This window comes from Veillonella sp. ZSJB6, from assembly GCF_051549505.1.
Lineage (GTDB): Bacteria > Bacillota > Negativicutes > Veillonellales > Veillonellaceae > Veillonella.
The window spans coordinates 378,401-403,979 of record NZ_JBPUGE010000002.1 but is presented as its reverse complement, the minus strand read 5'-3'; the positions used below and the strand labels follow the sequence as shown (position 1 = coordinate 403,979).

The 25,579-nt window shown below is 40.2% G+C and carries 24 protein-coding genes; 20 read left to right on the top strand and 4 right to left on the bottom strand.

The genetic code is table 11. From position 1 onward, the window contains the following. Nucleotides 1–132 precede the first annotated feature (132 nt). On the bottom strand, nucleotides 133–1,326 hold the full coding sequence (locus tag ACSV5T_RS04495) for a MalY/PatB family protein (protein ID WP_438320379.1): 1,194 nt from the start codon (nucleotides 1,324–1,326) through the stop codon (nucleotides 133–135). A gap of 453 nt (nucleotides 1,327–1,779) precedes the next feature. On the opposite strand from ACSV5T_RS04495, the gene ACSV5T_RS04490 reads away from it, so the two are divergent. Together ACSV5T_RS04490 and ACSV5T_RS04485 are read left to right on the top strand one after the other, a co-directional pair. After that, nucleotides 1,780–3,132 (top strand): NAD(P)-dependent oxidoreductase, encoded by a 1,353-nt coding sequence (locus ACSV5T_RS04490; RefSeq protein WP_295868039.1) that lies wholly within the window; start codon nucleotides 1,780–1,782, stop codon nucleotides 3,130–3,132. Nucleotides 3,133–3,483: 351 nt separating this feature from the next. Next, entirely contained in the window at nucleotides 3,484–3,759 is a 276-nt protein-coding gene (locus ACSV5T_RS04485) for a helix-turn-helix domain-containing protein (protein ID WP_105089889.1), read from the top strand. Here the strand turns inward: ACSV5T_RS04485 and ACSV5T_RS04480 are convergent. Next, nucleotides 3,737–4,414 (bottom strand): lactate utilization protein, encoded by a 678-nt coding sequence (locus ACSV5T_RS04480; protein ID WP_295868045.1) that lies wholly within the window; start codon nucleotides 4,412–4,414, stop codon nucleotides 3,737–3,739. The genes ACSV5T_RS04485 and ACSV5T_RS04480 overlap by 23 nt on opposite strands. A gap of 277 nt (nucleotides 4,415–4,691) precedes the next feature. Here ACSV5T_RS04480 and pta point away from each other — a divergent pair, with 277 nt between their 5' ends. The 7 genes from pta (at nucleotide 4,692) to ACSV5T_RS04445 (ending at nucleotide 11,370) form a co-directional block, all read left to right on the top strand. Next, nucleotides 4,692–5,690 carry a phosphate acetyltransferase gene (gene pta, locus ACSV5T_RS04475; RefSeq protein ID WP_438320378.1) on the top strand — a complete coding sequence of 333 codons (999 nt, stop codon included), beginning with the start codon at nucleotides 4,692–4,694 and terminating at the stop codon, nucleotides 5,688–5,690. Between the two features lie 206 nt (nucleotides 5,691–5,896). Next, the gene (locus tag ACSV5T_RS04470; protein WP_295868050.1) at nucleotides 5,897–6,691 is read left to right on the top strand and encodes a hypothetical protein; all 795 of its coding nucleotides are present in this window, start codon (nucleotides 5,897–5,899) and stop codon (nucleotides 6,689–6,691) included. Between the two features lie 32 nt (nucleotides 6,692–6,723). Beyond that, a complete protein-coding gene (locus tag ACSV5T_RS04465; RefSeq protein ID WP_438320377.1) occupies nucleotides 6,724–7,266 on the top strand; it encodes a glutathione peroxidase in 543 nt (180 codons plus the stop codon). Nucleotides 7,267–7,527: 261 nt separating this feature from the next. Continuing rightward, nucleotides 7,528–7,884, top strand: coding sequence for a winged helix-turn-helix transcriptional regulator (locus ACSV5T_RS04460; protein ID WP_295232501.1), 357 nt, complete (start codon nucleotides 7,528–7,530; stop codon nucleotides 7,882–7,884). Between the two features lie 134 nt (nucleotides 7,885–8,018). Continuing rightward, entirely contained in the window at nucleotides 8,019–8,720 is a 702-nt protein-coding gene (locus tag ACSV5T_RS04455; protein WP_438320376.1) for an MBL fold metallo-hydrolase, read from the top strand. Between the two features lie 104 nt (nucleotides 8,721–8,824). Next, nucleotides 8,825–10,060 (top strand): DUF445 family protein, encoded by a 1,236-nt coding sequence (locus tag ACSV5T_RS04450; protein WP_438320375.1) that lies wholly within the window; start codon nucleotides 8,825–8,827, stop codon nucleotides 10,058–10,060. Next, nucleotides 10,057–11,370, top strand: a complete 1,314-nt coding sequence (locus ACSV5T_RS04445; protein WP_438320374.1) for a DUF445 domain-containing protein — start codon at nucleotides 10,057–10,059, stop codon at nucleotides 11,368–11,370. The genes ACSV5T_RS04450 and ACSV5T_RS04445 overlap by 4 nt, the downstream gene beginning before the upstream one ends. Nucleotides 11,371–11,436: 66 nt before the next feature. Here the strand turns inward: ACSV5T_RS04445 and ACSV5T_RS04440 are convergent, their stop codons facing one another. Beyond that, nucleotides 11,437–12,852 (bottom strand): ATP-binding protein, encoded by a 1,416-nt coding sequence (locus tag ACSV5T_RS04440; protein WP_438320373.1) that lies wholly within the window; start codon nucleotides 12,850–12,852, stop codon nucleotides 11,437–11,439. Beyond that, the gene (locus ACSV5T_RS04435) at nucleotides 12,830–13,504 is read right to left on the bottom strand and encodes a response regulator transcription factor (RefSeq protein ID WP_005385087.1); all 675 of its coding nucleotides are present in this window, start codon (nucleotides 13,502–13,504) and stop codon (nucleotides 12,830–12,832) included. Before ACSV5T_RS04435 ends, ACSV5T_RS04440 begins: the two co-directional genes overlap by 23 nt. Before the next feature lie 885 nt (nucleotides 13,505–14,389). On the opposite strand from ACSV5T_RS04435, the gene ACSV5T_RS04430 reads away from it, so the two are divergent. From ACSV5T_RS04430 to ACSV5T_RS04380, 11 genes are all read left to right on the top strand, one after another. After that, nucleotides 14,390–16,108 carry an FAD-binding protein gene (locus ACSV5T_RS04430; RefSeq protein WP_438320372.1) on the top strand — a complete coding sequence of 573 codons (1,719 nt, stop codon included), beginning with the start codon at nucleotides 14,390–14,392 and terminating at the stop codon, nucleotides 16,106–16,108. 1 nt (nucleotide 16,109) lies between these two features. Continuing rightward, nucleotides 16,110–17,072 carry a succinate dehydrogenase/fumarate reductase iron-sulfur subunit gene (locus ACSV5T_RS04425; protein WP_005385096.1) on the top strand — a complete coding sequence of 321 codons (963 nt, stop codon included), beginning with the start codon at nucleotides 16,110–16,112 and terminating at the stop codon, nucleotides 17,070–17,072. Beyond that, nucleotides 17,072–17,947, top strand: coding sequence for a CoB--CoM heterodisulfide reductase iron-sulfur subunit B family protein (locus ACSV5T_RS04420; protein WP_005385098.1), 876 nt, complete (start codon nucleotides 17,072–17,074; stop codon nucleotides 17,945–17,947). The genes ACSV5T_RS04425 and ACSV5T_RS04420 overlap by 1 nt, the downstream gene beginning before the upstream one ends. Nucleotides 17,948–18,315: 368 nt before the next feature. Next, on the top strand, nucleotides 18,316–19,062 hold the full coding sequence (locus ACSV5T_RS04415; protein WP_227721527.1) for a hypothetical protein: 747 nt from the start codon (nucleotides 18,316–18,318) through the stop codon (nucleotides 19,060–19,062). A gap of 337 nt (nucleotides 19,063–19,399) precedes the next feature. Then, on the top strand, nucleotides 19,400–19,606 hold the full coding sequence (locus ACSV5T_RS04410) for a DUF1659 domain-containing protein (RefSeq protein WP_009352393.1): 207 nt from the start codon (nucleotides 19,400–19,402) through the stop codon (nucleotides 19,604–19,606). A 235-nt stretch (nucleotides 19,607–19,841) separates the two neighbouring features. Next, nucleotides 19,842–20,063, top strand: a complete 222-nt coding sequence (locus tag ACSV5T_RS04405) for a DUF2922 domain-containing protein (RefSeq protein ID WP_009352278.1) — start codon at nucleotides 19,842–19,844, stop codon at nucleotides 20,061–20,063. A 161-nt stretch (nucleotides 20,064–20,224) separates the two neighbouring features. Next, nucleotides 20,225–20,812: a DedA family protein gene (locus ACSV5T_RS04400; protein WP_295868435.1), complete on the top strand. Its 588-nt coding sequence runs from the start codon at nucleotides 20,225–20,227 to the stop codon at nucleotides 20,810–20,812. Between the two features lie 10 nt (nucleotides 20,813–20,822). After that, a complete protein-coding gene (locus tag ACSV5T_RS04395) occupies nucleotides 20,823–22,454 on the top strand; it encodes an ArnT family glycosyltransferase (protein ID WP_438320371.1) in 1,632 nt (543 codons plus the stop codon). Nucleotides 22,455–22,900: 446 nt separating this feature from the next. After that, nucleotides 22,901–23,854 carry an ABC transporter substrate-binding protein gene (locus tag ACSV5T_RS04390; protein ID WP_438320370.1) on the top strand — a complete coding sequence of 318 codons (954 nt, stop codon included), beginning with the start codon at nucleotides 22,901–22,903 and terminating at the stop codon, nucleotides 23,852–23,854. Nucleotides 23,855–23,864: 10 nt separating this feature from the next. Then, complete coding sequence (locus ACSV5T_RS04385) at nucleotides 23,865–24,617, top strand: ABC transporter permease (protein WP_325192539.1); 753 nt, start codon at nucleotides 23,865–23,867, stop codon at nucleotides 24,615–24,617. Nucleotides 24,618–24,628: 11 nt separating this feature from the next. Then, nucleotides 24,629–25,402: an ABC transporter ATP-binding protein gene (locus tag ACSV5T_RS04380; RefSeq protein ID WP_105089874.1), complete on the top strand. Its 774-nt coding sequence runs from the start codon at nucleotides 24,629–24,631 to the stop codon at nucleotides 25,400–25,402. The last annotated feature ends 177 nt before the right edge of the window (nucleotides 25,403–25,579 follow it).

Sequence of the window (25,579 nt, the reverse complement as noted above, 5' to 3'; positions counted from 1 at the left end):
GAGTGATTTACATAATTATGATCGACTATTTACCAATCTTTGGGACTGAAATAGCAACACTTTTTGTCCTATAACCCCTAATATGATTAATGTATTTCCTGAATTAATGTATTTCTTGATAAGAGGTACCCATTAAGGGTGTACGTACTTGATAATAGTATGGGTAGCAGTCCTGATATTTTCAAGGCTAGTCGCCAAGTTAAGTCGCACAAAGGTGGCGTAATCTTCGCCTCCAAACCATTCGCCAAAGCTTGGTGCGATGTGGCATTTATTTTCAAATAGGTCATGCATATCTTCCGCCTTTATATAGGCGCCAAAATCGATCCAAGCCAAATAGGTACCATCCATAGGGCTGATGCGGATGTGTGGCAATGCCGTACGAAGTTCTCGGCACAGATATTCATAGTTTTCCCGAATAACTGCCAGTACATCTGTGAGCCATGCTTCAGACTCAGAATGTGTGTAGGCTGCGGTGATGGCCGCTTCGGCAATAACGTCCGAGTCTGTATGATACACATGGGCCTTATAGGCGTTGAATTGGCTTCGTAGTTGTTCGTTAGGAATGATAACCTCTGCGTGGTGCAAGCTAGCCATATTGAATGACTTTGAGAGAGAGGACATTGCAATTATGCTATCCGTATAGGCCCCATTATTTACCGTCAAGGCAGATGTAAAGGCCGTTGGGCCTGTGATAAGGTCTTGATGGATCTCATCACTTATGATGAGCACATGGTGCCGTTGGCAGATGCTGAATAATCGAACCATTTCCTGTTCCGTCCATACGTGGCCGACAGGATTGTGCGGATTGCAGTGAATGAACAGTTTCACATCGTGCTTGGTAATCGCTGTTTCAAAGGCTTCGTAATCGACGGTGTAGTGATTATCTTCAGTGCGATTCATAGGAACCGCGATGATTTGACGTTGGGCATCGCTGGCGCTCGTATCAAAGGCGCCATATACAGGACTTAGGACGGCGATGGCATCATTGGTTTTGGTAAAAGCCCCAATACACCACATAATCCCTGTAATGACATTGGGCGCGCTCGTGAGCCATTCTTGCTCAAGACTACAGTTATGCCGGCGTTTGTACCAACTCATGACTGCCTCTATATAATCCGGATTTGTCATGGTGTAACCTAGAGGGTTAGCTTTCACATAGCTACAAATGGCTTCTTGAATGCACTGAGGAGGCATAAAGTCCATATCGGCCACCCATAGTGGTAATAAGTCAGTGCGGCTGAATTTTAAATGCTCGCCATCCCATTTGCGGGAATGAGAACCGCGGCGATCGATATAGTATGTTTTAGTAAAGTCTACTGTGTTCATAGTGAACCTCTTACATTCTGCTAGATTCATAAGAAATCTTGTGTAATTATATATATCAGTTCGGTGTCATCAACATCTATGAGTGTATGTTAATGTGGTGCAAATCAATTATTCTGTCTATTATCAGTATACATGCATGGATATATATGTAAATATACACTTAAGAATTGCTGTTACCTTACCATTCGTTTCTATGCAATCCTTGCATGAATAGGGGCTATATTCGTATACAAAAGGTGCTTTATTTGCTTGACTGTTGGGACTTTCACAATTTAGAATATACTATAGAATAGTGTGTGTCTGACCAGTGACCACACGTCTATCGAATGGTTACAAAAGATAAATCTTAGCAGCATGTGGCGACATCCCTATGTGAGAGGGCTCATCGGATTGTTCAGGTACATGCAACGCTGTATAAGTATAGTACTGGATCCTTGTTAGGAGGCATGTGCCATGAGTAACGAATTAAAACCACTACATTTTGATGCGGATTATACAATGGAGGAAGCGCTCGCTGAGGCGAAACGTTGTTTAAATTGTCCAAAACCATTGTGCCGTATGGGTTGCCCTATTGAAAACGAAATTCCTCGTTTCATCCAAGCTATCGCGAACGGTAACTTCGGCTTAGCCAACGATATCTTGGCAGAACGTACAAACTTGCCATCCATCTGTGGCCGCGTATGTCCGCGCGAAAACCAATGCGAAGGTAACTGTATCATGAACAAGGCGAAAAAACCGCCTATTAACATCGGTAAATTGGAACGTTTTGCTGCAGATTTTGAAAGCATCAATGAACTTCGCAAACCTAAGAAAATTAAACAAGATCTTGGTAAGGTTGCCGTTGTAGGTTCTGGCCCTGCGGGCTTGTCTGTAGCTGGCGATATCGCTAAGCTTGGTTATGATGTAACTGTATTTGAAGGTCAATCTGAACCAGGTGGCGTACTTTTATTTGGTATTCCTGAATTCCGTTTGTCTAAATCCGTTGTACGTCGTGAAATCGCACGTCTTGAAGGTTTAGGCGTTAAATTCGTATGTAACACATTTATCGGTCAAGATAAAACATTGGACGAACTCTTCGCTGAAGGTTTTGACTCCATCTTTATCGGTACTGGTACACATATTCCTCAAGAAGTACGCATGGAAAACGATGAAGTGCATGGCGTATTCCAAGCTATGTACTTATTGACTAATGTACAGCTTGTAGAAAATGGCGAGCTTGATGAAGCTCAAATTCCTGTTAAAAAAGGGGACCGCGTAATTATCATTGGTGGTGGTAACGTAGCGATGGATGCGGCTCGTACATGCGTACGCTTAGGTTGTGAATCTGTTACTGTAGCATACCGTCGTAGCCAAGAACAAATGCCAGCATTGTTGTCTGAATACGAAGAAGCTCGTGCTGAAGGCGTTCAATTCCAATGGTTCGCTTCTCCAGTAGGCGTAGAAGGTAAAGACAAGGTAGAAGGCTTCAAATATGAAGTGATGGCTCTTAACGAAGATGGCGCAGGCATCCACGGTACTGGTAAGTTCCAAGTTATGCCTGTAGATAAAATCATCATCGCTGCTGGTCATAAACCAAATGCTCGTCTTATCGGCGAAGGTAATAACCTAAAAGTAGACGAAAAAGGCTACATCATTACATCTGAAGATCCATATGGCATGACTAACCGTGATGGCGTGTTCGCTGGCGGTGACGTTGTACATAAACCGGCTACTGTAGTATTGGCGATGCGCGAAGCTAAAAAAGCTGTGGATGGCATGGTTAAATACATGGAAATCAAAAAAGCTCAAGAAAGTGCTAACCAATAATCCTATAGCGGATAATGATATAAGCTAGTAACATTACTATTCAAGTGTATTCATAATGAATGGATAATGTATAGAAACTATACAAATCTAGATATTATCTATGCTGATTGGTGTAATATAGTACATGTTTAGTACTAATTATCTCTATATATACAAAAATTACACGAATTGTTGAAAACATACAGAACATAATATGTATAGAAAAAAGCCTTACTAGAACTAATTGATACATTAGTTTTTAGTAAGGCTTTTGTGTTATTACTTTTCAACTGCTACTAGTCAGTCAACCTACGATATGGGTATAGTAAAGGCATAACCATGTGTTGAGTGTGAAAGTAGATAGAGGTTGCTATGAATCCTATTCTATGTTGTCGTGATATACAGGTTCGACAAGAGGTTCACAAACTAGGCGTATTAATTTTACTATGGCGTAGACAATTGGGCATGACGCAGTATCAGTTGGCTGATAAGTCTGGTTTAGCCCAATCTTATATTAGTGATCTTGAAAGTGGTGCTATCGATCCGCGATGGTCCACTATTTATAGAGTTGTATCTGGATTAGGGCAGATGAGCGTACAAGATTTTCTAAATGGGCCACAAACCATTAGAACCCTAAGGATTCATTGATGATAATGATCTCCATAGTTTGCATGTTGCGCATCTTTTTGTAGTAAATTGTTAAAGCATTACAAATACGATCCGGAGAACCACAGTCATAACATTTTTCTTCTAATTTGGCACAAGGATTGAGGGAGCTTTTCTTATTCTTCTTGCTGTTTAGCGGTGCTGCTACATTTCGTGCTCGATAAATAGCAGATGCTAAGTCAGGGGTAATCTTGTTAGTGCCAAGCACAAAGAACACCTCTTGGGAACCAAATAGAGACGCTGCCACACGATTGCCTGTGCCGTCGATATTGACCATCTCCCCTGTTTGGGATAATGCATTTACAGAGGTGAGAAATACATCGCGGCCCATGGTGCGTAATGCAGTGTCCCGGAAGCTTTCACCAGGGAGAGGACGTTGAATATCTGTTATGTCGTCGTTGACCTTGGATAAAGCATCATGAACCTTGAGCTCTAATAAGGTGCGGGAATCGCCGATAGCCACTCGTTTATTTTGAATGCGAGATTGTAAATAATTAACAGCCTCAGTGCCTGTTTCAAAATAATGAACTACGAAATTATTGTGCTCTAAAGCTTTAATCGTTTTCTCTATATCTATGGGAGCATCATTGATTTGGGGATTGATAACTGCGTTGATTGTCGTTTCTGTATTGGCCATGAGTCCTCCAAAAGTAGTTGTCTTAATTAGAACGTTAAAATTTGTGTCCTTACTGTTATTAAGCGGTTCATTACTATAATTGTAACGTTTTACATGGGGAGTATTCAACTCGCTGTTAATTGTAACGTTATGAGATTAACTTTTACCATTATCAAAATGATAGTATAAAAATTAGAATAATAGGCTTAGAAAATAAATTTTACTTTTACCTATAGGTTGAATTTGCTATAATAATAGTATTGATATGGCATAAGCCAATGTTAAGGAGGCAAAAATCGTGGATTTAATTCAAAAGTTAAAAGACCAAGTAAAACCATTAGGTAAAAAAATTGTGTTGCCAGAATACAAAGATGAACGCGTATTGAAAGCAACTGAAATCATTTTGAAAGAAGGTTTCGTAACACCTGTACTTGTTGGTAACCCTGCAGAAATCGCTGAAGCTGCTAAAGCTGTTGGCGTATCCATCGAAGGTGCTGAAATTATCGATTCAGCTAACTATAATCGTTACCAAGAAATGGTTGATACATTCGTAGAATTGCGCGCTAAAAAAGGCATGACTCCTGAAAAAGCTGACGCAACTATGAAAGGTGACTGCTTATTCTTCGGCGCTATGCTCGTTCGTCTTGGCGCAGTAGATGGCATGGTTGCTGGTTCCGGTTGCCCAACTGCAAACGTATTGCGCGCTGCACTACAAGTTGTAGGTACTAAACCAGGTCTTAAAACTGTATCTTCTTCCATGTTCATGTTCACAAGCAAAAAAGAATATGGTGACGACGGTATGCTCGTATTCTCCGACTGCGGCGTATTGCCTAACCCAACTAGCGAACAATTGGCTGATATCGCAGAATCCACTGTAGAAAAAGCTCGCAAAGTTGTTGGCATGGCTGACCCTCGCGTATCCATGTTGTCCTTCTCCACAAAAGGTTCTGCTTCCACTCCAGAAGTAGACAAAGTGGTTGAAGCTGTTAACATCTTGAAAGAACGCAACGTTGACTTCAAATTCGACGGCGAATTGCAATTGGACGCTTCCATCGTTCCTTCCGTAGCAGAAAAGAAAGCTCCTGGCTCCAACGTAGCTGGTAAAGCTAATATCTTGATCTTCCCTGATCTTCAAGCTGCTAACATTGGTTACAAATTGGTACAACGCTTCTCCGGCGCTGATGCTCTTGGCCCATTGATTCAAGGCTTGGCTAAACCAGTTCATGACCTTTCTCGTGGTTGCTCTGCTCAAGACGTTGTAGACGTTGCAGCTATCGCTGCTGTTGAAAGCATCTAATTTTAACTACAACTTCATTTGAAACATTTCAATGAAATAGAAAAAGCTGATTCTTCGGAATCAGCTTTTTTGTTTGTATAAATCTATATAGAAGGTGTATGATTAGGTTAAATAAAGTTGATTAATGTACTTAATCAATGTATTACGTAAATGCACTTGATACATACAAGTATCATTGTGTTTGGAGTCGTGAAAAGGAGAGGGCTATGATTTCTGTATTCGACAAAAATCCTGTTGTTTTTGAAAGTAATGATCGTACGTTAACAATTAGTTACAATGGTGTACTCTGTAAAGATGCAAATGGTACTGTTACGACTGATATTGATTTTGATGACGTAAATGAGCTATATCTTACAAGATATTTAAATTCAAATAGTAACTATTCGATTATATTTAGAGACCATAATTGGAAAAACATAGAAGGTCAAGATTTAGACACTGACCGTAAAGGTTCTAATGCTGGTCATAATATTCGTGAAACAAAAGCAATCATTGCTGCCTTTGCTCGCCATAAATTGACAGCAGACTTCCCTGCAAATTTAGATACCCTTCAATTGCCACTTGATTACTCCTACATAGGAAAACGAGAAATTACCATTAAAAATGGTGTTATCTCAAATGGTAAGGTAGATATCCCTATTAATGAAATTCGCCGCGTAGTATGTGCCTCTAATGGTACGATTAGCAAATTGTTAGTCTATAAGGAAGAAAAACCTAGCTCCTTCTTCAAAAAGATTTTCGACAAATGTGATATGAAAATCACGTTGAATGCCATTACCTTGCCATTATTAGAAGCCATCGTAACGCGCAATACAGGTCATGGTATCGATTTCAGTCGTGGTAATGGCTTTGATCAAAAGGATTCCAACTATATTATCATTCGTTACCTTGACTCTGGATTCTTCCTAGAAAAAGACGGTACAGCACCTACAGAATGGCAAAAAACTGCGGCTGAGACTACAGCTAAATTTAATTACGATATAAAAACATTATTAATATAATATTAGTTTTATTGTGAAAGTTAGGAGTTACTATGTCTGTATATCAATTTTCTCTGCCTAATACGTCTGGTGAATTGCAATCGCTACAAAATTTTGAAGGCAAAGTTCTTATTGTTGTTAATACGGCAAGTAAGTGTGGATTTACTCACCAATATGAGGGGTTAGAGGCTCTTTATAAGAAATACAACGAACAAGGTTTAGAAATTATTGCGGTCCCTTCCAACCAGTTTGGCGAGGAAGAGCCTGGTTCTAATACCGAAATTCAATCCTTTTGCAAGGTAAATTATGGGGTTACTTTTACTGTGATGGGTAAATCTGATGTGCGTAATGAAAGTGCCTTGGATTTATTCAAATATATGATTAAAGAGCAACCATTTAAAGGGTTCCCGCCTAGTGATAAGACAGAAATGCTTACAGACTATCTCAATGGCATTGATCCTAACTATCTAAAGGACGATGAGGTAAAGTGGAACTTTACTAAGTTTGTTATAGATCGTAAAGGTAATGTGGTAGGGCGCTTTGAGCCTGTTGTAAAACCGATGGAAATGGAATCTTTTATTAAAACATTATTATGATTTTGGCAGACGACTAAATTTTAGGGAATAAGTGACATTGATTTATAATATCTCTTGCTTCTTAAAAGTGTTCGTTTAGTAGCGTACTTAGTATGGTAAAGAAAAGAACCGCTAGTTTTGTAACTAGCGGTTCTTTTGTGTATATAGTAATATTAGCGAACATAAATATTTGTACCCTAAAAAAAGATACCATAAAATGCTTGAAATAGTAAAAATATGTGATAACATTTGAATTATATTAGAGCGAAAAGGAGAATCACCATGGCAGAGCAACTCGTAAATGTTCATGATTTAGTGGGCCGCTGTCCCTATGCAACGAGCCAAAAGTTATTAGCCGGCAAATGGTCTTTATTGATCATGCACGAATTATCTGAAGGTCCTGTGCGCTTCCGTGAGTTAGAGCGCCGCTTATATCCAATTACGCAAGCCACTCTTACGAGAGCTCTGCGACAAATGGAGGATGACGGTTTAGTTCATCGTGAAGTATATGGTACTATTCCACCTAAGGTAGAATATAGCCTTACCGAAGTGGGGGCAGAGTTTAAAGCGGTTCTCGCATCTCTTGAAAAATGGGGGAACCAATATATCGACTATATGAAAGCCGCTGGCCGCATTTAAGAAGCGACAGCGGCATTTCTGCCCTTATATATGATATAAATAGCCATTTGTTTGTGCCATGTATTAAGAAAAATATGGTATAATAAACAATACGAATGATATAAATTCTCAATAAATGAGAGGTATTGATAATAATGTTGAATGTTACTTTTTTAGCGCATAGCGGCTTTCTTGTAGACGACGGTAAGCGTTGCTATGTGTTTGATTATTATAAAGATCCTAATAATATTGTTTGGCAATTAGCAAAGCGTGGTCGTGAGCTTTGGTTCTTTGTAAGCCATGTTCATGCAGATCATTTTAATCCATCCATTACAGAGTTTGATGGCCCTCAAACGCGCTACATTTGCCATCAAGATGTGCCCTTAGACGGCAAGGTAAAGAAATGCATTACCATGCGTCCAGGTCATGATGCTACATTAGATGATGTAGGCATTCATATGTATGGTAGTACCGATGAAGGCGGTTCTTTCTACGTAAAGACAAATACTGCTAACATCGATTCTGATTCTATCTTCCACGCCGGTGACCTCAATTGGTGGCATTGGCTTGGTGACACGCCAGAGAATAATGCTGATGCAAAGCGCATGGCGTGGCGTGAGTTCAAAGAATTGGACGGGTTATCTGTCGATGTAGCGATGTTCCCTGTTGATAATCGTTTGGAAGACGCTATGGAGTGGGGCGCCATTGAGTTTTTACGCCGCGTAGAGGTGAAAAAAGCCTTTATTCCGATGCATCTTAATGGCCCACTATGGACACCATCTGTGTATTTTAAATCTCTCTTTGGGGATGTCCCTGTATGGGAACCTCAAAAAGAAGGCGATGAATGCACATTCTAAATATACTTTCATAAGTTGTAGTATGTGAAAGTTCGTGGCCTATATGGTCACTACGTTATATGGGGAGAGTCTGTATACGTAATTTAGTAAGTTAGGATCAAGTGATGATGAAAACTAAACCAGTGGCAACCACCCTATTGGTTGTCATGGCTATTATATTTTTAATTGCATATCCACAACGACAGGATACGTTCTGGGCGTTTATCATGCATGTATCTGGGGCGGCTATGATTGGTGGCTTGGCGGACTGGTATGCGGTAACAGCACTCTTTACGAAGCCTTTGGGAATTCCTTTTAAGACGGCTATTTTGCCGCGCAGCAAGGAGCGGCTCATTCAAATGGGGCGCACTATGCTCAGTGAAGAGTTATTGCGTGTGCCACAGATGTATTATGCCATCAAAAAGGAACGCGTCATGGTCCGTATTATTGAATATGGTATGAGCGATGTAGGACAAGGTCAAATTCGGGATATCTTGTATGGCGTAGGTAATCAGGTTTTATCTCATATGGATATAGAGCCAATGCGCCAAGAAATCAACAAGGCTATTTATAAAGGTGTTACCAACTGGAAGGCGACACCCCTCGTTATCTTGTTTGGCCGTTGTATGTTAGAGCGCCATACGGCGAGTATTTTCTGGCTTTACTTTAACCGTACTTGTCAGCGTGTCATTGCGTCGAATCAGGTATATCCGTACTTGTACCGCGTTATGCTAGACATTATGAAAACCTATACGAAGGATTCTTTCTTCCGTGAATTAGCCATTGCCTTTGGCGGTGATGGACTTTCACCAGAACGATTGGTAGAAACGGTACAGAAAAAGGCGGTTCAATTCCTAAAGGATAACGAGTCTATCGATTCGGATTTAGGTCGTTATGTATGGGGCCAAGCTATTCGTTTCTTCAATAATTTAGAAACTAATGCAGAGTGGCAAGCATTCATTGAAGAGCACAAAGATCAATGGATTAAAATGGTTCTTGAAGAATGGGAAGGCAAGCTCATCGACGGTGATACTGTGGACTGGAAACGCCTCATGGACATTGTTATCGGCCGCTTTAATGTGCTCGGTACAGAAATCTTGTTGAACCCAGATAAGCAAGCGCCCTTTGAACGGTTCTTCTTGCTTCGTAGCATTCCGTGGTTACAAAAATTGAATCCTCTCATCGATAAGGTGGTAGGACAGGAATTATCTCGCTATTCACCTGCGGAAATCACTCAAATTGTACGTGGTAAGATGTACTATGACCTTCAAATGGTTCGTATTAATGGTTCCCTCGTAGGGGCTGTTTTAGGGGGTATATTCTACGGTTTATACCTTTTGGTAGAGGGGGTGCTCAAATGATTCGCTATTTGAAATCCCTCACTTTACGGCAACGTGCTAATGGTATTCTTGGTTTGACTGCCGTATTGTACTGTTTTGTTTTCATAGGTCAATTTTTCTATGGCCGTGAAAGCTGGTATCAGCCTCTTTATTGGGCTGTGCAGTCCGCACTTATCGGTAGTGTGGCAGACTGGTTTGCAGTAACTGCTTTATTCCGTAAGCCACTAGGCTTCCCATATCATACAGCATTAATTCCTCGTAATAAGGATCGTCTCATCAACGGTGTTATCAAGCTCGTTGAGACAAAGATGCTTACTAAGGAACGGTGTAAAGTATTGTTGAGCAATGTTCAATTTGTACCATTGTTTGAAAAATTCCTGTTATCTCCAGAAGGTCAAAGGGCAGCGCGCCTAGTGATCCATCAAGGGTTACATCTATTATGGAAATCTCAAACGACTGAGGAATGGGCTCAATGGGGGGCAAAACGCATTCGTGGATTGCTTCAAAAACATTCTTTAGTACCTGTTTTGAAGCACGTTTTACTCGACTTATGTGAACATAATCGCTACGAAGGCATGGTTGTACAGGTGTTGGACGTAGTTCAAGAACGTATCAACCATCCGGCTATGGTGACATGGCTTACAGCAGTTGTAGCAGAAGAGGCTCATAAGAAAAAGAGAAAAGGGTTCTGGTCTGATTTCCTCATCTCCATGTCTGAAGCGACTGATGTGGTGAACTACCATGAGTTGGCACAGGCTATCGTTCAAGAAGCCTATGCTATGCTTGAGAATTGGAAGCGACCAAATAGTCCTGAACGGACTGCATGGCTTCGTCAATGGGTTGATCCGATTCGCAATATTGAAGATAATCGCGAAGTTTGTAATGCCCTCGATGAAGCGTGGGAACGGTGGATTCGCGAACAAGACTGGGAATCTGTCATTGAAAACCATTTATGCCCGTATGTAGAGGAATTATTACTCGTAGGGGATGAAAATGGGGAAACACCAGCTCAAGTATTAGTTAATATCGCCCTTGAATTGTGGACCGTATACGGTCAATCTGAAGATTTAAGAAACCGTATAGAAGATACATTGCACAATATTGGTGTATATGTGCTTGAACAAGGCTATGACCTCATTGAAACTATCATACGCCAAGTTCTGGGTGGCTTAAGCACAGAGAAGTTTATTTACTTTATCGAATCTAAGGTAGAGGATGACCTCAGTTGGATTCGTATTAATGGGGCCATTGTTGGTGCTATAGCAGGTCTTGTTGTGTGGACTTTCCTAGAATATGTGTATATGCCATTGTGGCAACAATTTATAGGCTAAACAATTAAACGCTAAATGATACAAAAACGCTAGCAACGAGAATTTCTCGTTGCTAGCGTTTTTTGTTTATTCTTCAGTTTTGTTGTACGGTAATCGTACTGTAAATGTAGTTTTAACTTGTGGTTCACTGGTGGCAGTAACTGTGCCGTGGTGCAAGTTAATAACCTTATTTACAAAGTATAGACCAAGGCCAATGCCATGGTTGGATTTTTTATTTCGAGATTGTTCTGTTTGATACATGCGATCCCAAATATGCTCAAGGTTTTCTGGCTCGATACCGATGCCGTTATCTGTTACCGTAATAACAAGTTCACCACCGGCAAGCTTGGCTGAAATGTCGATGGTGGAATTCGTAAACTTGATGGCATTGTCCACCAAGTTCGTAATGGCACGACGTAAGGACACTTCATGAGCCACGATACTCATATGCGGTTGAATATTGGATGTGATAGAAATCTTTTTTTCTGTATTTTCTGCAACAAGTCGTGTATAGTCATGAACCATATTGGTTAACATCAACGATACATCTACAGGTGCTAAGTTGAGTTCGTGAGCGTTCTCTAGGCGCGCTACATCGAGCAATTGACTTACGAGGTTAGTCATAAACTTGGCTTGTTCTAAGATATGTGTTAAGCCTTCTCGCAAATCGTCCTCTGTACGGCCGTATTTTAAAGCGAATTCACTTTCTGCTTTAATAACAGCAATTGGTGTACGCAACTCATGAGATACGTCAGAACTAAACTGTTTCTCCCGATTAGAGGAGTCTTCCAGACCTGAAATCATGCGGTTGAATGTGGTGGTAAGCTCGTAGATTTCATCTCGCGCTGTGCGGGATGGAATATCAATACGGCGGCTCAAGTCATTGTTCTTGCCGATAACCTTAGCTGTTTTCGTCAAGGTTCGGACCGGCTTGAGGCCTTTTTTGATGAATAGATAACCACCTAGTGATGAAATCAACAAGAAGATAACATCACCTAATAATAAACTATATAATAGGTTTTCTGTCTTTTTAGAGGCTGTTTTTACCTTTGTAACAGCACGCAAAATACCACGATAGTTTGGTTCGTTAACCGGCGTATCGTAGTAATAGAATGTGTCGTCACCAACAGCAATTTCTCCAACCTGTCCTAAGGAGAGGACTGTTTGATTCGGGAAGCCGTCTGGTAAGGCGCCTTTAATAATATAGCCGTCTTGGGTAGAAACAAAGAAGAATGTATTATCTTGGTACGGTTTAAATTTGCGAATATCCGTAGCCATGATCATTGCTTGCTGCTGTAAGCGCTCCCGCACTTCTTTGTTGTCGGATTCGTGCGTGTAGGCATAAATCCAGGCAGAGGCAACCATCAAAATGATGAGCAAAAAGATGGTATACCAAGACATAATTTTAAAAGTGAGGGGCAGCCGATTAAATAAATCGGTAGCTGCCCCAGACATGGTGTCTAGATCTCGGTGAGGATCATTAGTTTTCGGTTTTGAGGACATACCCTACTCCACGAACTGTTTGAATGAGTTTTACATTCTCATCAGTATCGATCTTTTTACGTAAATCTTTGATGTATACATCGATAAGATTAGAGTAGCTTTCATAGTCGTATTCCCAAACATGGTCAAGAATTTGTTGACGGGATAATACGATGTTTTCGTTACTTGCTAAATAGAATAAGAGGTCGAACTCTTTGGCAGTCAATGTGATTGTTTCACCATCGCGTTTAACAGTACGTTGAGGCACATTGATTGTAAGCGGACCTACGTGGATATCGTTTTGTGCATGACGTGCATTACGACGAGCCAATGCATAAATACGAGCTGTTAATTCTTCAAGATCGAAAGGTTTTACAAGGTAATCGTCAGCGCCTGTGTTGAGGCCTGTAACTTTATCTTGTAAGGAATCTTTTGCAGTTAAAAGCAATACAGGTGTTGTATTGCCGTCGTTGCGCATTTGTGCAAGAGCGCTAATGCCGTCAAGGACTGGCATCATGATATCCATAACGATAACGTCATAGCTAGATGTATTTACATAATCGATAGCTTGTTGACCATTGAAGCATGTATCAACTGTCATATTCTCTGCACGCAAATATTTGGCCGTAATGCCATTCAGCATTTCTTCGTCTTCTACAAGTAAAATTTTCATTCTCTGTTCTCCTTATGTATGAGTTAAAAATATAGCTCTCCAACTACATTAATATAGTCATTATATATATATGCTTTCATTTTGGTGAAAGCCACAACACCATATAGAGTTGACTATATATATAATATTATATAACTTATTTATCTATTATCATACCTTATACAACAGGAATGAGCAAAAGATGAATGTATATGCGAGTTTATAAGCCTGTTCTTCATGTTTTGAGAGCTTAAAAACGAAGAAAACTTGAAACTTAATGAATTCTGCTAATGAATGAAGATGAACTATATCGAAGATTGCCGTATGCGCATAGATGGACAGGATTTTGCCAATTTTGGCGAGTGTGAAAGAAATCACTAAAAAAACTTATGATAATAATTATCAGAGAGTTAAATACCAATAATAGCCGTAGAAATTTGATGATTTTCGATGATTAAAATCTAGGTAGTTTTAGTAGGAATTTAACGGATATTAATTATTATGAACAGTTTGGTAATCTTATAAAGTCAGTATTAATAAGACTTGTTAAGGGTCTAGCGGAAATAAAAATATACAAAAATTTCGGAACCGAATTACTTTCGTAATATCCTTAACTTCCTGTATGAAATATTCATAAATCTATTTTAAATGTTCATATGTAAACAAGAAAAACACTAAGTGAAATAAATTATCAGTTAGATTAATCGAAATTAATTATGCATAATAGGGTTTAGACATCATACAAAATGCTCTCTATAATTATATGTAAAGCTATAAGAAAAGTCGCATAAGTATGGGGCTTTTCTTGAAAGAAAAATGATTAGGTTATCAAAAATTTTTATAAGTTTTTGAAATGAGATAGTCTAACAAGTTTTCTTATTAATAGGTAGTTATGAGGAGGTCATTATGGAACAGTTTGATGTTCTAGTAGTAGGTAGCGGTGGCGCTGGTCAACGCGCGGCTCTTGAAGTTGGTCGTCGCAAAGGCTTAAATGTAGCTCTTATTACTAAAATTTTCCCAACTCGCTCTGCAACAGCAATGGCGCAAGGCGGTGTAAATGCATGTTTGAACAACGTTGCAGCTGAAGACACAATCGAAACACATACTTTCGACACAGTAAAAGGTTCTGACTATCTTGGCGACCAAGATGCGATCGAATTCTTCTGCTCTCGTTGTCCAGAAGGCGTACTTGAAATGGACCACATGGGTGCTCCATTCTCCCGTACTCAAGAAAACAAAATTGCGCAACGTAACTTCGGTGGTCAATCCTATCCACGTACTTGCTACTCTGCGGATAAAACTGGTCACGTTATTTTGCACACAACTTACGAACAATGCTTGAAAGAAGGCGTACACTTCTTACAAGAATGGTACCTTTTAGATCTTGTTAAATCTGCAGAAGGTCACGTTGGTGGCGCTGTAGTTTGGAACATGAAAGAAGGTCGCGTAGAACAAATTAAAGCTAAAGCTATTATCTTGTCTACTGGTGGTGCAGGCCGTATCTTCTGGACTCGTACTACTAACCCATTCCTTTCCACAGGCGATGGTATGGCAGCAGCGTTCCGCGCTGGTAATGCATTGAAAGATATGGAAATGATTCAATTCCATCCAACTGGTCTTGGTCGTACTGGTATCTTGATGTCCGAAGCGGTTCGTGGTGAAGGTGGTTACCTTCTTAACGCTGAAGGCGAACGTTTCATGAAAAAATATGCGCCTAACAAAATGGAATTAGCATCCCGTGACGTTGTAGCGAAAGCAATCGAAGATGAAATCGCTGCAGGTCGTGGTTTCGGTTCTGGTCTTAACGCATACGTAGTAGCTGACCTTCGTCACTTAGGACCTGAAGTTATCATCGAAAAACTTCATGGTATCCGTGACTTGGCTATGTGCTTCGAACATTGCGATCCATTGACTCAACCAGTACCTATTCGTCCTACATGTCACTATACAATGGGCGGTATCGACGTAGTAGATTACAAAACTTGTGCATGTGAATTGCCTGGTTTGTTCTCCTCCGGCGAAGCTTCTTGTATCTCCATCCATGGTGCTAACCGTTTAGGTGGTAACTCCTTGGCAGACGGCGTAGTATTCGGTAAAGTATCCGGTGCTGGTGCAGCTGACTATGCTGAAACACATGAACAAGTTAACGTAGATGCAGAATTAGCTGCAGCTGCTAAACACTGGGAAGAAAAATTCACTGAAGTAACAACTCGTGAAGGTGGCCGTCCAGTAGTTGAAATCCGCGATGCATTGGCTGATGCAATGTGGAACAAAGTAGGTATCTTCCGTAATGAAGAAGGTATTACTGAAGCATTAAAAGAAATCGATCAATTGATCGAAGATTACAAAACTTGTTATGTAGGTGACCCTGAACGTACTTACAACATGGCATTCGTTAACTATTGTGAAATCGGTTCCATGTTAACAGTAGCTAAAGCTATTGCTATGGGCGCTTTACACCGTCGTGAATCTCGTGGTGCTCATATCCGTGAAGACCATCCAAAACGTAATGATGAAAGATACTTAAAACACTCTTTGATCAAATTGGGTGCTAACGGCGAGTACGAATTGACTGAACGCGACGTAGTGTTCACTAAATACGAACCACAAGAAAGGAAGTACTAAGATGAGACAAATCACCTACCATATTCACCGTTACCAACAAGGTCGCGCGTTTGTACAGACTTTCAAATTCGACTATGAAGCTGACCGTACAATTCTTTGGGGCCTTCAAAAAATTAAAGATACTCAAGATCCAACTTTAACATTCTTGGCAGCTTGCCGTTCCGCAGTTTGCGGCGCTTGCTCCATTCGTGTAAATGGCGAAGCAATGCTTGGTTGCGAAGCTAAAATCGACGAATTAACAGAACGTTATGGTACTGATGAATTGACAATTGCACCTATTGGCAACTTCCGCGTTATCCGTGACTTAGTTGTTGACTGGGAAGCAAAAGTTGATCGTTTGAAAACAGTTGCTCCTTGGATCTTCCTTAAAGCAGAATTCAACGAAGGTGACAAAATCGTTCGCCAAACTCCAGCTGACTTCAAAAAATTCGTTGCTGGTACAGAATGTATCCTTTGTGGTTGCTGCGCATCTGAATGTAACAAATTGACTGCACGTCAAGATGATTTCTTAGAACCATATGTATTCACAAAAGCTAACCGTTTCGTATTGGATAGCCGTGATGATGCACCTATGGCTCACATTCAACCTGCATTCGACAACGGTCTTTGGAAATGTGTTCACTGCATGAACTGTATCTCCCGTTGCCCTAAACACTTAAAACCTGCTCAAGATATTTCCAACTTGCGTAAAGAAGCTACAAAAGCTGGTCTTACTAACAGCAAAGGCGTTCGCCATGCAGTTGCTTTCAAAGACGATCTCTACAAAACTGGTCGCTTGAAAGAAGTTTCTATGAGCTTGAAATCTGATGGTGTTGTTGATTCCGCTAAACAAGCATTCTATGCTTTACGTTTGTGGAAACACAGCAAAATCAATCCATTCGAACTTGTAGTACCTCAAAAACCTGTAAATGGTATTGATGGTGTTCGCAGACTTATGAAAGCAGCTGAGGAGGTAAGCAAATAATGAAATACGCATTTTTCCCAGGTTGCGTTCTTGAAAGCGCTGCCAAAGAAGACTACTTAGCAACAGTTGCTGTAGCTAAAAAATTAGGCATCGAGTTGGAAGAGCTTGACGGCTGGACTTGCTGCGGCGCGTCCCACGTTCAAGACATCGCTCCAGAAATTACACTTGCTACAAATGCTCGTAACATTGCATTGGCAGAAGAAAAAGGTTTGAACCTTTTAACTGTATGTAACACTTGTACTTTGATGCTTCGTGAAGCTAAAAACGAGCTTGATAACAACGAAAAAGAAAAGAACGAAGTTAACAAAAAATTAGCTCAAATCGGTAAACAATACCGCGGTACAACTGATATCACTCATTTCTTATGGGTATTGATCCGCGATTACGGTTTGGATAAATTGAAAGCTAAAGTTGTTAAACCTTTAACTGGTTTACGTGTAGCTGAATACTATGGTTGCCATATTCTTCGTCCTCAAACTGAATTGGGCTTCGAAGATTATCAAATGCCTACATCCTTAGCAGATTTGATCTCTGCTATCGGTGCTACACCAATCGACTTCTCCCGTAAACTTGATTGCTGCGGTTTCCATGCTGTATACCCTGCACATGATTCCGTAATGCAAATGACTGGCTCCATCAACAAAGATGCAGCTACAGAAGGCGCAGATTGCGTAGTAACTCCTTGCCCACTTTGCCAAATGCAACTTGATATGTTCCAAAAAGAAGCAAAAGAAGTTGTTGGCGGTGGCAAAGATATGCCAATCTTGCACATGTCCCAATTAGTGGGTCTTGCTCTTGGCATTTCCCCTGAAGAAATGGGCATGCCTAAACGTCACTTAACTGATACTGCAGCAGTGACTAAATTCGTTGGTTAATTCGTTTGATTTAGACATGACCTCAGTTGGTCCTCGTACTGTCTTAAATCTAAACCTATTATCATAATTACCAGAAGAACCCCCTAGCTTAGGCTAGGGGGTTTTTCTTTTGATATCAGGTCATAATTGTAGTATAATAAAAACATTAATTGTATACACTTATATGAGTAACAACTAATGTGTTGTTACTTTTAATTAATTATAGAGATATATAATCTATTTGAATAAGAATGGATATGAACAAATATGAGGCTATGTGTAATGAGTGCACTTACTTAGCCTAGATGGAGAGTTTTGTATTCAATAATTTAGATTCTGTATAAATGGGAGTATTAGTGTTGTAGAGTGTTATACAAGGGGAGGCCATAATGAATGATATGTTATTAGAATATATCGATCGCATGATTGATCAAGAGAAAGACCATCGTGTTTTTCCTGTAGAGTTTAACGATAAAACCTATTATGTAAAGCAAGATATCAGTAATCGCCGCTCTAGTTGGATTAAACCATCTCCTAGAGCTGCCTTTGATTATGAGTTCTATAAAATATCCTTTATAAATACACAGCTACCTGTAGCGCCTGTAATTGCTGGATTTAGAGAGCATTATTTCGTTACAGAAGGGTCTGGTAAAACATTAACCTATTATAGCGAATTGCCGGCTCAACATCCTGATGATGATAGCTTACAAGATATGGTGACTCATATCTTCTATATCTTTGGTAAAACATTGGGACAACTCCATGACTATGGTTTATCTCATGGGCGCCCTGCCATGAGAGATATTACCTATGATCCTGATACAGATAAGATTACTTTGTTAGATTGGGAAAATGGCCGTCGTTGGCCTGAATTAACAGCGCAAGGTTGGGATTTGCTGATCTTCGTTCACAGCTACTTGCGTGAAGATAATTTGCCGATTTCTTACCTATATGCCATGATGAATGGTTATAGCTCTGCTCGTACGGCTCGAGATACTGTATTACATGTGAAAGATGTTTTACGTAAACACGAATGTCTCTTTAAATTCTGTCGTATGTTAAATCCATTACACTTTGTGGATACAGAAGCAGCCGTTAAAGCCTATGACTTTATGTTGGCATTGAAAACCGAATAGTGTTGAATTTAAGTGTTTTAACATACTGGTACTATTGCTAATGGTCCTTTATAGTGTTTATAGACCTTTACTGTTCCTAGTTATATATAGCTAGGAACAGTAAAGGTCTTTTTATATTTATAAGAACCTTATTGTTTTAATACTGCTAGAAGTTTAATGAAATCTATATAGTTACTTTTGAAGTTATATAGTTGGTATAAGAAGTATATAGTTACTTCCATAAGTACAGAGTTAGAGCCGTAGTTCCCAAACTTTCACAATGATTACCGTAATTACTCTAGAGGGGGTTGTCGAGAGGGGCCCTCAGGAATATAAGAGGGTGAAAGGAGGTGATACGATGGCTAACATTAAACGCACAAAATTGGTATTGCGCTTTAACATCGGCACCGAAGATGCGCCGAAGTACAAAGACGTAACCTATACTCGTGTTGCAGAAGAAGCGTCCGACGATAATGTGAAAACCGTTGGTAATGCGCTGGCAGCCTTGTATGACCACAGCTTGTCCGACGTGGTCCGCGTCAATGAAGTATCCTTAGGACATTAATCACAATGATTAATTACTTTTGTAGGTGATCCAAACACATCCTTATTGCTGATTTTATATACCTATAAATAGTCGTAACAGGGTATAGAAATCGCAAGTCCACACATTCCCATCCTTATTGATATGAATCGTAGATAGACATATTTGATCTTAGAGGAACTATATAATTCCAACGATTGCCTCGTTCTATCTAGATTTGAGAACTTGTTTATGAAACGTGAAAGGAGGCGCCCACATGGCGGAAAAACGCGTTGTATATCTTACATTTTCTACGGTCGGTGGTAAAAGCACATCAGTCACAATTAGTGCTCCTCGTGCTGGAATTACTTTACAAGATGCTAAAACAGCGGCTAACGCGCTAGTAGCTAACAAAGTAATCCTTGGTTCTGGTGATGCAGAACTAGCTGCATTTACTACGGCTCGTGAAGTAACAACTCAAACTACTGAATTGCAATAATCGCATACAGTTAAATAGTAAAAAGGCTTTCCCCTGTGGTGAGGGCCTTTTTATTATGGTAAAATATAAGGTATACCGAATAGGTATGATAACAATGAAAATACTATGTGCAAAATTTTGTGCATATGGAACCCATATGGGGATTTAAAAGGGGTAAAACAGTGGAATATATTATTTCGTTTATGGAAACGTATGGCTATGCAGCCATGTTTATTGCAATGGTTTTGGAAAATGCTAATATTCCTATTCCTAGTGAAATCGTCTTAGGTTTTGCAGGGTATCTGATTGCTCAAGGCATATTTGATCTACATACGACTATGGTTGTAGGTATTTTAGCAGGGATTGTGGGCTCTATTTTATCCTACTGGATGGGTGAGTACGGCGGACGTCCACTCCTTTTGAAATACGGTAAATACATATTCTTTAATGAACATAAATTTGAGCTAGCTGAAAAGATGTTTAATAAATACGGTGGCGCTGCGGTATTCTTTGGCCGTTTGTTGCCAGGTGTTCGTACATTCATTTCCTTCCCAGCTGGGATGGCTCGTTATCCTATGTGGCATTTTGTCATTTGGACAGTACTCGGTACGATTCCTTGGACAATCCTTCTTGTTTACTTAGGCAAAGTGCTTGGTGAAAACTGGAAGGATCTAATCCAATACAATCATGAGTTCTTGATTATTATGATTGTTGTATTTGTTATTATAGCTGCTGTGTTGGGCTTTAAATACTATCGCAATCGCCGATAAGGAGGCCCTTATGAAACTTTCACGATTAACGCCAGTCGTATTTATTGTATGGCTCGTTTTTTATCTATTTGGCAATAATATGTTGCCTGTTACCGATCCTGTGGAATCTAACTATGCGTTAACTGCTAAAGAAATGGTTCTCTCCGGAGATTGGTTGTCGCCTCAAATTTACGGCACCTATTGGTACGATAAGCCGATTATGATTTATTGGCTCATTGCCCTTGGATTTAAAATCTTTGGTATTGCCGATTGGGTGGTTCGTTTACCAAGTGCTATCTTTGGCGCTTTGTCAGTGGCAACAATGTATCAATCGATGTGCACTATGAGCGGCAAGTGGGCCCTCGGCTTAATTGGGGCCGCTGTACTTGGTACATCCCTTATGTTCTGGACCGTAGCTCATGGCGTTATTACGGACATGGTACTGCTATATACGACGATCATGGTTATGATCTATTCCTATAAGGGGATGGTGGAACAGAAACCACATGCTATGATTGTGGCCTATATCTTTGCGGCCCTTGGGGTGCTCACAAAGGGGCCCGTTGCACTTGTTTTGCCGGGCATGATTTTGCTCGTCTTTGCCGGTATCAATCGCTCTTGGTCGATGGTGAAAGCTATCTTTGACTGGCGAGGCATCCTTGCCTTTTGTGTAGTCTGCTTGCCGTGGTATGTGTATATGTACAGCGTTCACGGTCAAGACTTCATCAATGGCTTCTTAGGGCTACACAATGTAACACGGGCCACACAATCTGAACACCCTGAAGATAATGTGTGGTGGTATTATATCGCCATCTTCCTAGGTGCTTCTCTGCCGTGGACCGGTGCCGTTATTTATGGTATTATCGATGGCTTTAAACAACGACATACCGGTTTTATCTATAATATGACTTGGGGCGTAGGCATTCTTTTATTCTATACCTTAATGGCTACAAAATATCCTTTATATACATTCGTCAGCTTAGTTCCATTTAGTGCTATTGGTGCTATGGGCGTTATGAAGATTATACGTAAAGGTAAATCGAGAGCTATAAAATGGGTTATTATGGGGCCTACATTACTCTTATGGATCGCTTACGTTGCGGGCTCATTCTTCGCACCGTGGGGCTTCTATTTCTTGCTCTATGTTGTGGTGGCTGTAGCCGTATTCCTTTTATTCCACGCATGGTATACGAAAAAAGGGTATCGCCTTGTTAGTATTATTGTCCTAGGTACTATGGTTATTTCCTCCATCGTTGTTGTGGAAGGTTTAGAACCATTTGTAAAACAGCGTAGTAATATTGATGTAGTGCCTGTTGTAGACTCTTATGATGGTGATATCTATTACTACAACGGGTATAGTACAGCTGCTGTATACTATACAGGTCATAAGATTATTAAGATTAACGGTGATGAAAGTCGCTGGGACGATCGAGATAAATTGAAAAAGCGCAGTGCTGAATGGTCCAAGAAATATCTTATGGAACAAGTTAACGAAGAGGAGTTTAACAAGATTATCGCGTCTGGTAAACCTGTAATGTTAATCGTTCCAAAAGGAGAGATTAAGCACTTCCGTCAATCTTCTATTTATTCAAATGTATCTGAATCTAGCGAAGCAGGTACATCCGAGGTATATGTATTAAATAAAAAGTCTTTCTTCAAGTAAATATATACATATGCGATATCAGTAAATATATAGAGTATAACTAAATATATAGAGTATAACTAAATATATATGAAATAACTTAATACAATGTGTGAATAACGCGCATATAGAAACAGGTAGTATCTGATGGATACTACCTGTTTTGTATTTCGTGAGTATCTTTTGTTTGTTTTGCTAGTAGCTACTAGCTATTAGCTATTAGCTAGTATGCTTATTGTTATATGTGTAGTAGACTGCCTATATTGATACTTTTCGCACCTAAATAATAATACCTATAATATTACTGTGTTTTATTGACAGAATTAATACATATTGTTATAGTAGGGTATAAATAAAGTTTGAAAACGAGGTGTTCTAAAACCATATTTCATCTAGGTTTTAGAAATGTGCGAGAAATGACATGTGTCAAAAACGCCCCTTGTTATGAGGTAGAAAGAGGGGAAGTTATGAAGAAGACTTGGTATCTAATCATTGCAGCGGTTCTCTTGGTTATCGGTGGTATAGCATATGGCTATCATGAGCACCATAAACCAAAGACGGCCCAAGAATTAAAAACTGTACGGGTAGCTTATTTACCAATTACCCATGCGTTGCCGGTATTCGCTACAAAAGAATTAGAAACAGCAGATGGTCCTGTTCATGTTGAGCTAGTTAAATATGGATCTTGGCCAGAGCTGATGGATGCATTAAATACAGGTAAGGTAGATGCTGCATCGGTACTCGTTGAGCTAGGCGTGAAGGCTCGTGAACAAGGCATTGATGTTCGTGCTGCTGCACTGGGTCATACAGAGGGTAATATTATTATCGTAAATAAGGATATTAACTCTGTCCAAGACTTAAAAGGTAAATCCTTTGCCATCCCTCATAAACAATCCACTCAAAAAATCCTGGTAGACCTCATGCTTGAACGTGCTGGTCTTACAGAAAAAGATGTACAAGTCGTAGAAATGAGCCCTCCTGAAATGCCATCTGCTTTAGCGGTAGGCCAAATCGCAGGCTATAGCGTGGCTGAACCATTTGGTTCTCTAGCGTTGGAAATGGGCAATGGTAAGGTCTTTGAAGATCCTGACCACCTCTGGCATGACAATATTTGCTGTGCCCTTGTGTTTAATGGTAAATTCGTCGATGAACACCACGATTTAGCGAAAGCTTTCACAAAGGCTTATCTCGATGCCGGTACATATTTAGATGAGCATCCAGAGGCACAAAAGGAGATTTCCTTAAAATACATGAAGTTCAAGGATCCTGTTATTGAACGTTCCTTGCAAGTGATTGGATTTAAAGATTTAGCTCTTACAGAGGACCGGTATAATGCGCTCGTGCATCACATGACACATATTGATTTAATCAAAAACGTGCCGGCCTATTCAGAGTTTGTAGATCAAACATTGTTACCATAGGAGGGGGACCATGAAGAAATATACATATGTGCCGGGCGCATTTATTGCAGCGTGGCTGATTTGGGAATTAATCGTTCGCCTCGGCGGATTTAACGAAGCGTTATTACCAACGCCATATAAGGTGTTGCTTGGCTTTGGAGAACTCATTGGAGATGGCGTTCTCTTTAAGGACATTGCAGATAGTTTAGTACGCTTCTTTATCGGCTATATCATTTCTGTTGTAGCTGGTGTCTTCCTCGGCTTAATCTTGGGCTGGTACAAGGGGATTTGGAACTACATCAATCCTATCGTTCAAGTTATTCGACCAATTTCTCCGGTGGCTTGGTTGCCATTTATCGTTCTATTCTTCGGTATCGGTCAAGCACCGGCTATCGTTATCATCTTTATCGCAGCATTCTTCCCGGTACTATTGTCCACCGTGTCTGCTATTCAAAATATTGACCCTGTGTACATCAAGGTAGCGCGCAACTTTGGCATTAAACAGCCTGAACTGTTATTTAAAATCGTGTTGCCTGCCGTATTCCCTGGCATCGCATCTGGTCTTCACATTGCCCTTGGTACGGCGTGGATTTTCCTTGTAACAGGCGAAATGGTAGGCTCCCAAACAGGTCTTGGCTTCCTCATCATCGATATGAGAAATAACTTGCGTAACGACCTATTGATGGTAGCCATCTTGACCATCGGTTTCGTTGGGCTTTTACTCGATTGGGGCGTATCCCTCATCGAAAAATGGATTTACAAACGTTGGGGTATTGAGAAATAGGAGGTGGCCTCATGGGTTACATTTCGGTGCGCAATGCACACAAGGAATTTATGAAAGATGGGGAACCACTCACCATTCTTGAAGATATTAATTTAGATATTGAAAAAGGCGAGTTTATTTGCCTCTTAGGTCCTTCTGGTTCTGGTAAAAGTACGCTATTAAATGCTATGGCAGGCTTTGAGCTCGTTACATCTGGTTCTATTACTATCGACGGCGAAGAGGTGAAAGCCCCTCAGCTCAGATATGTAACAGTATTCCAAAACTATGGCTTGTTGCCATGGCGTACAGTAGAAAGCAATATTGAGCTTGGCCTTGAAAGTAAAAAGGTACCTAAAGAGGAACGTCCTGCTATTATCGATAAATACGTTAAGATGGTAGGTCTCGACCATGCCCGTAATCGCTATCCTGCAGAACTATCTGGGGGCATGCAACAACGTGTATCCATCGCTCGTGCACTAGCTGTTGATCCAGATATTATCTTCATGGACGAACCATTAGGCGCACTTGATGCACTAACACGTATCAACTTGCAAGACGAAATTTCTCGTATCTGCCGTGAAGAAGGCAAGACGGTTGTATTCGTTACCCACGACATTGAAGAAGCCGTAGTTCTAGCGGACCGCGTTGTAGTACTAGCAGCAAACCCAGGTCGAGTACAAACTATTATCCCTGTAAACATCATCGATAGAACCGACCGTACATCGCCGAACTTTGTTAATATACGGAACCACATCTTCGAACAATTCCAATTGGCAAAAGAAGACAAAATCGAGTTCTATATTTAGTTTTATATATCAGTTATATACATCTCAAAATAAACACTCAAGAACTTTTCTGCTTGGGTGTTTTATAATGGACAAAATTCTAAAATAATGTATACTATAAGTAGCTGAAGGATTGTAAGAATTCACTGTTAGCACAAAAAAACTCCCTCAAGAACCGCGAAATACTTGAGGGAGTTT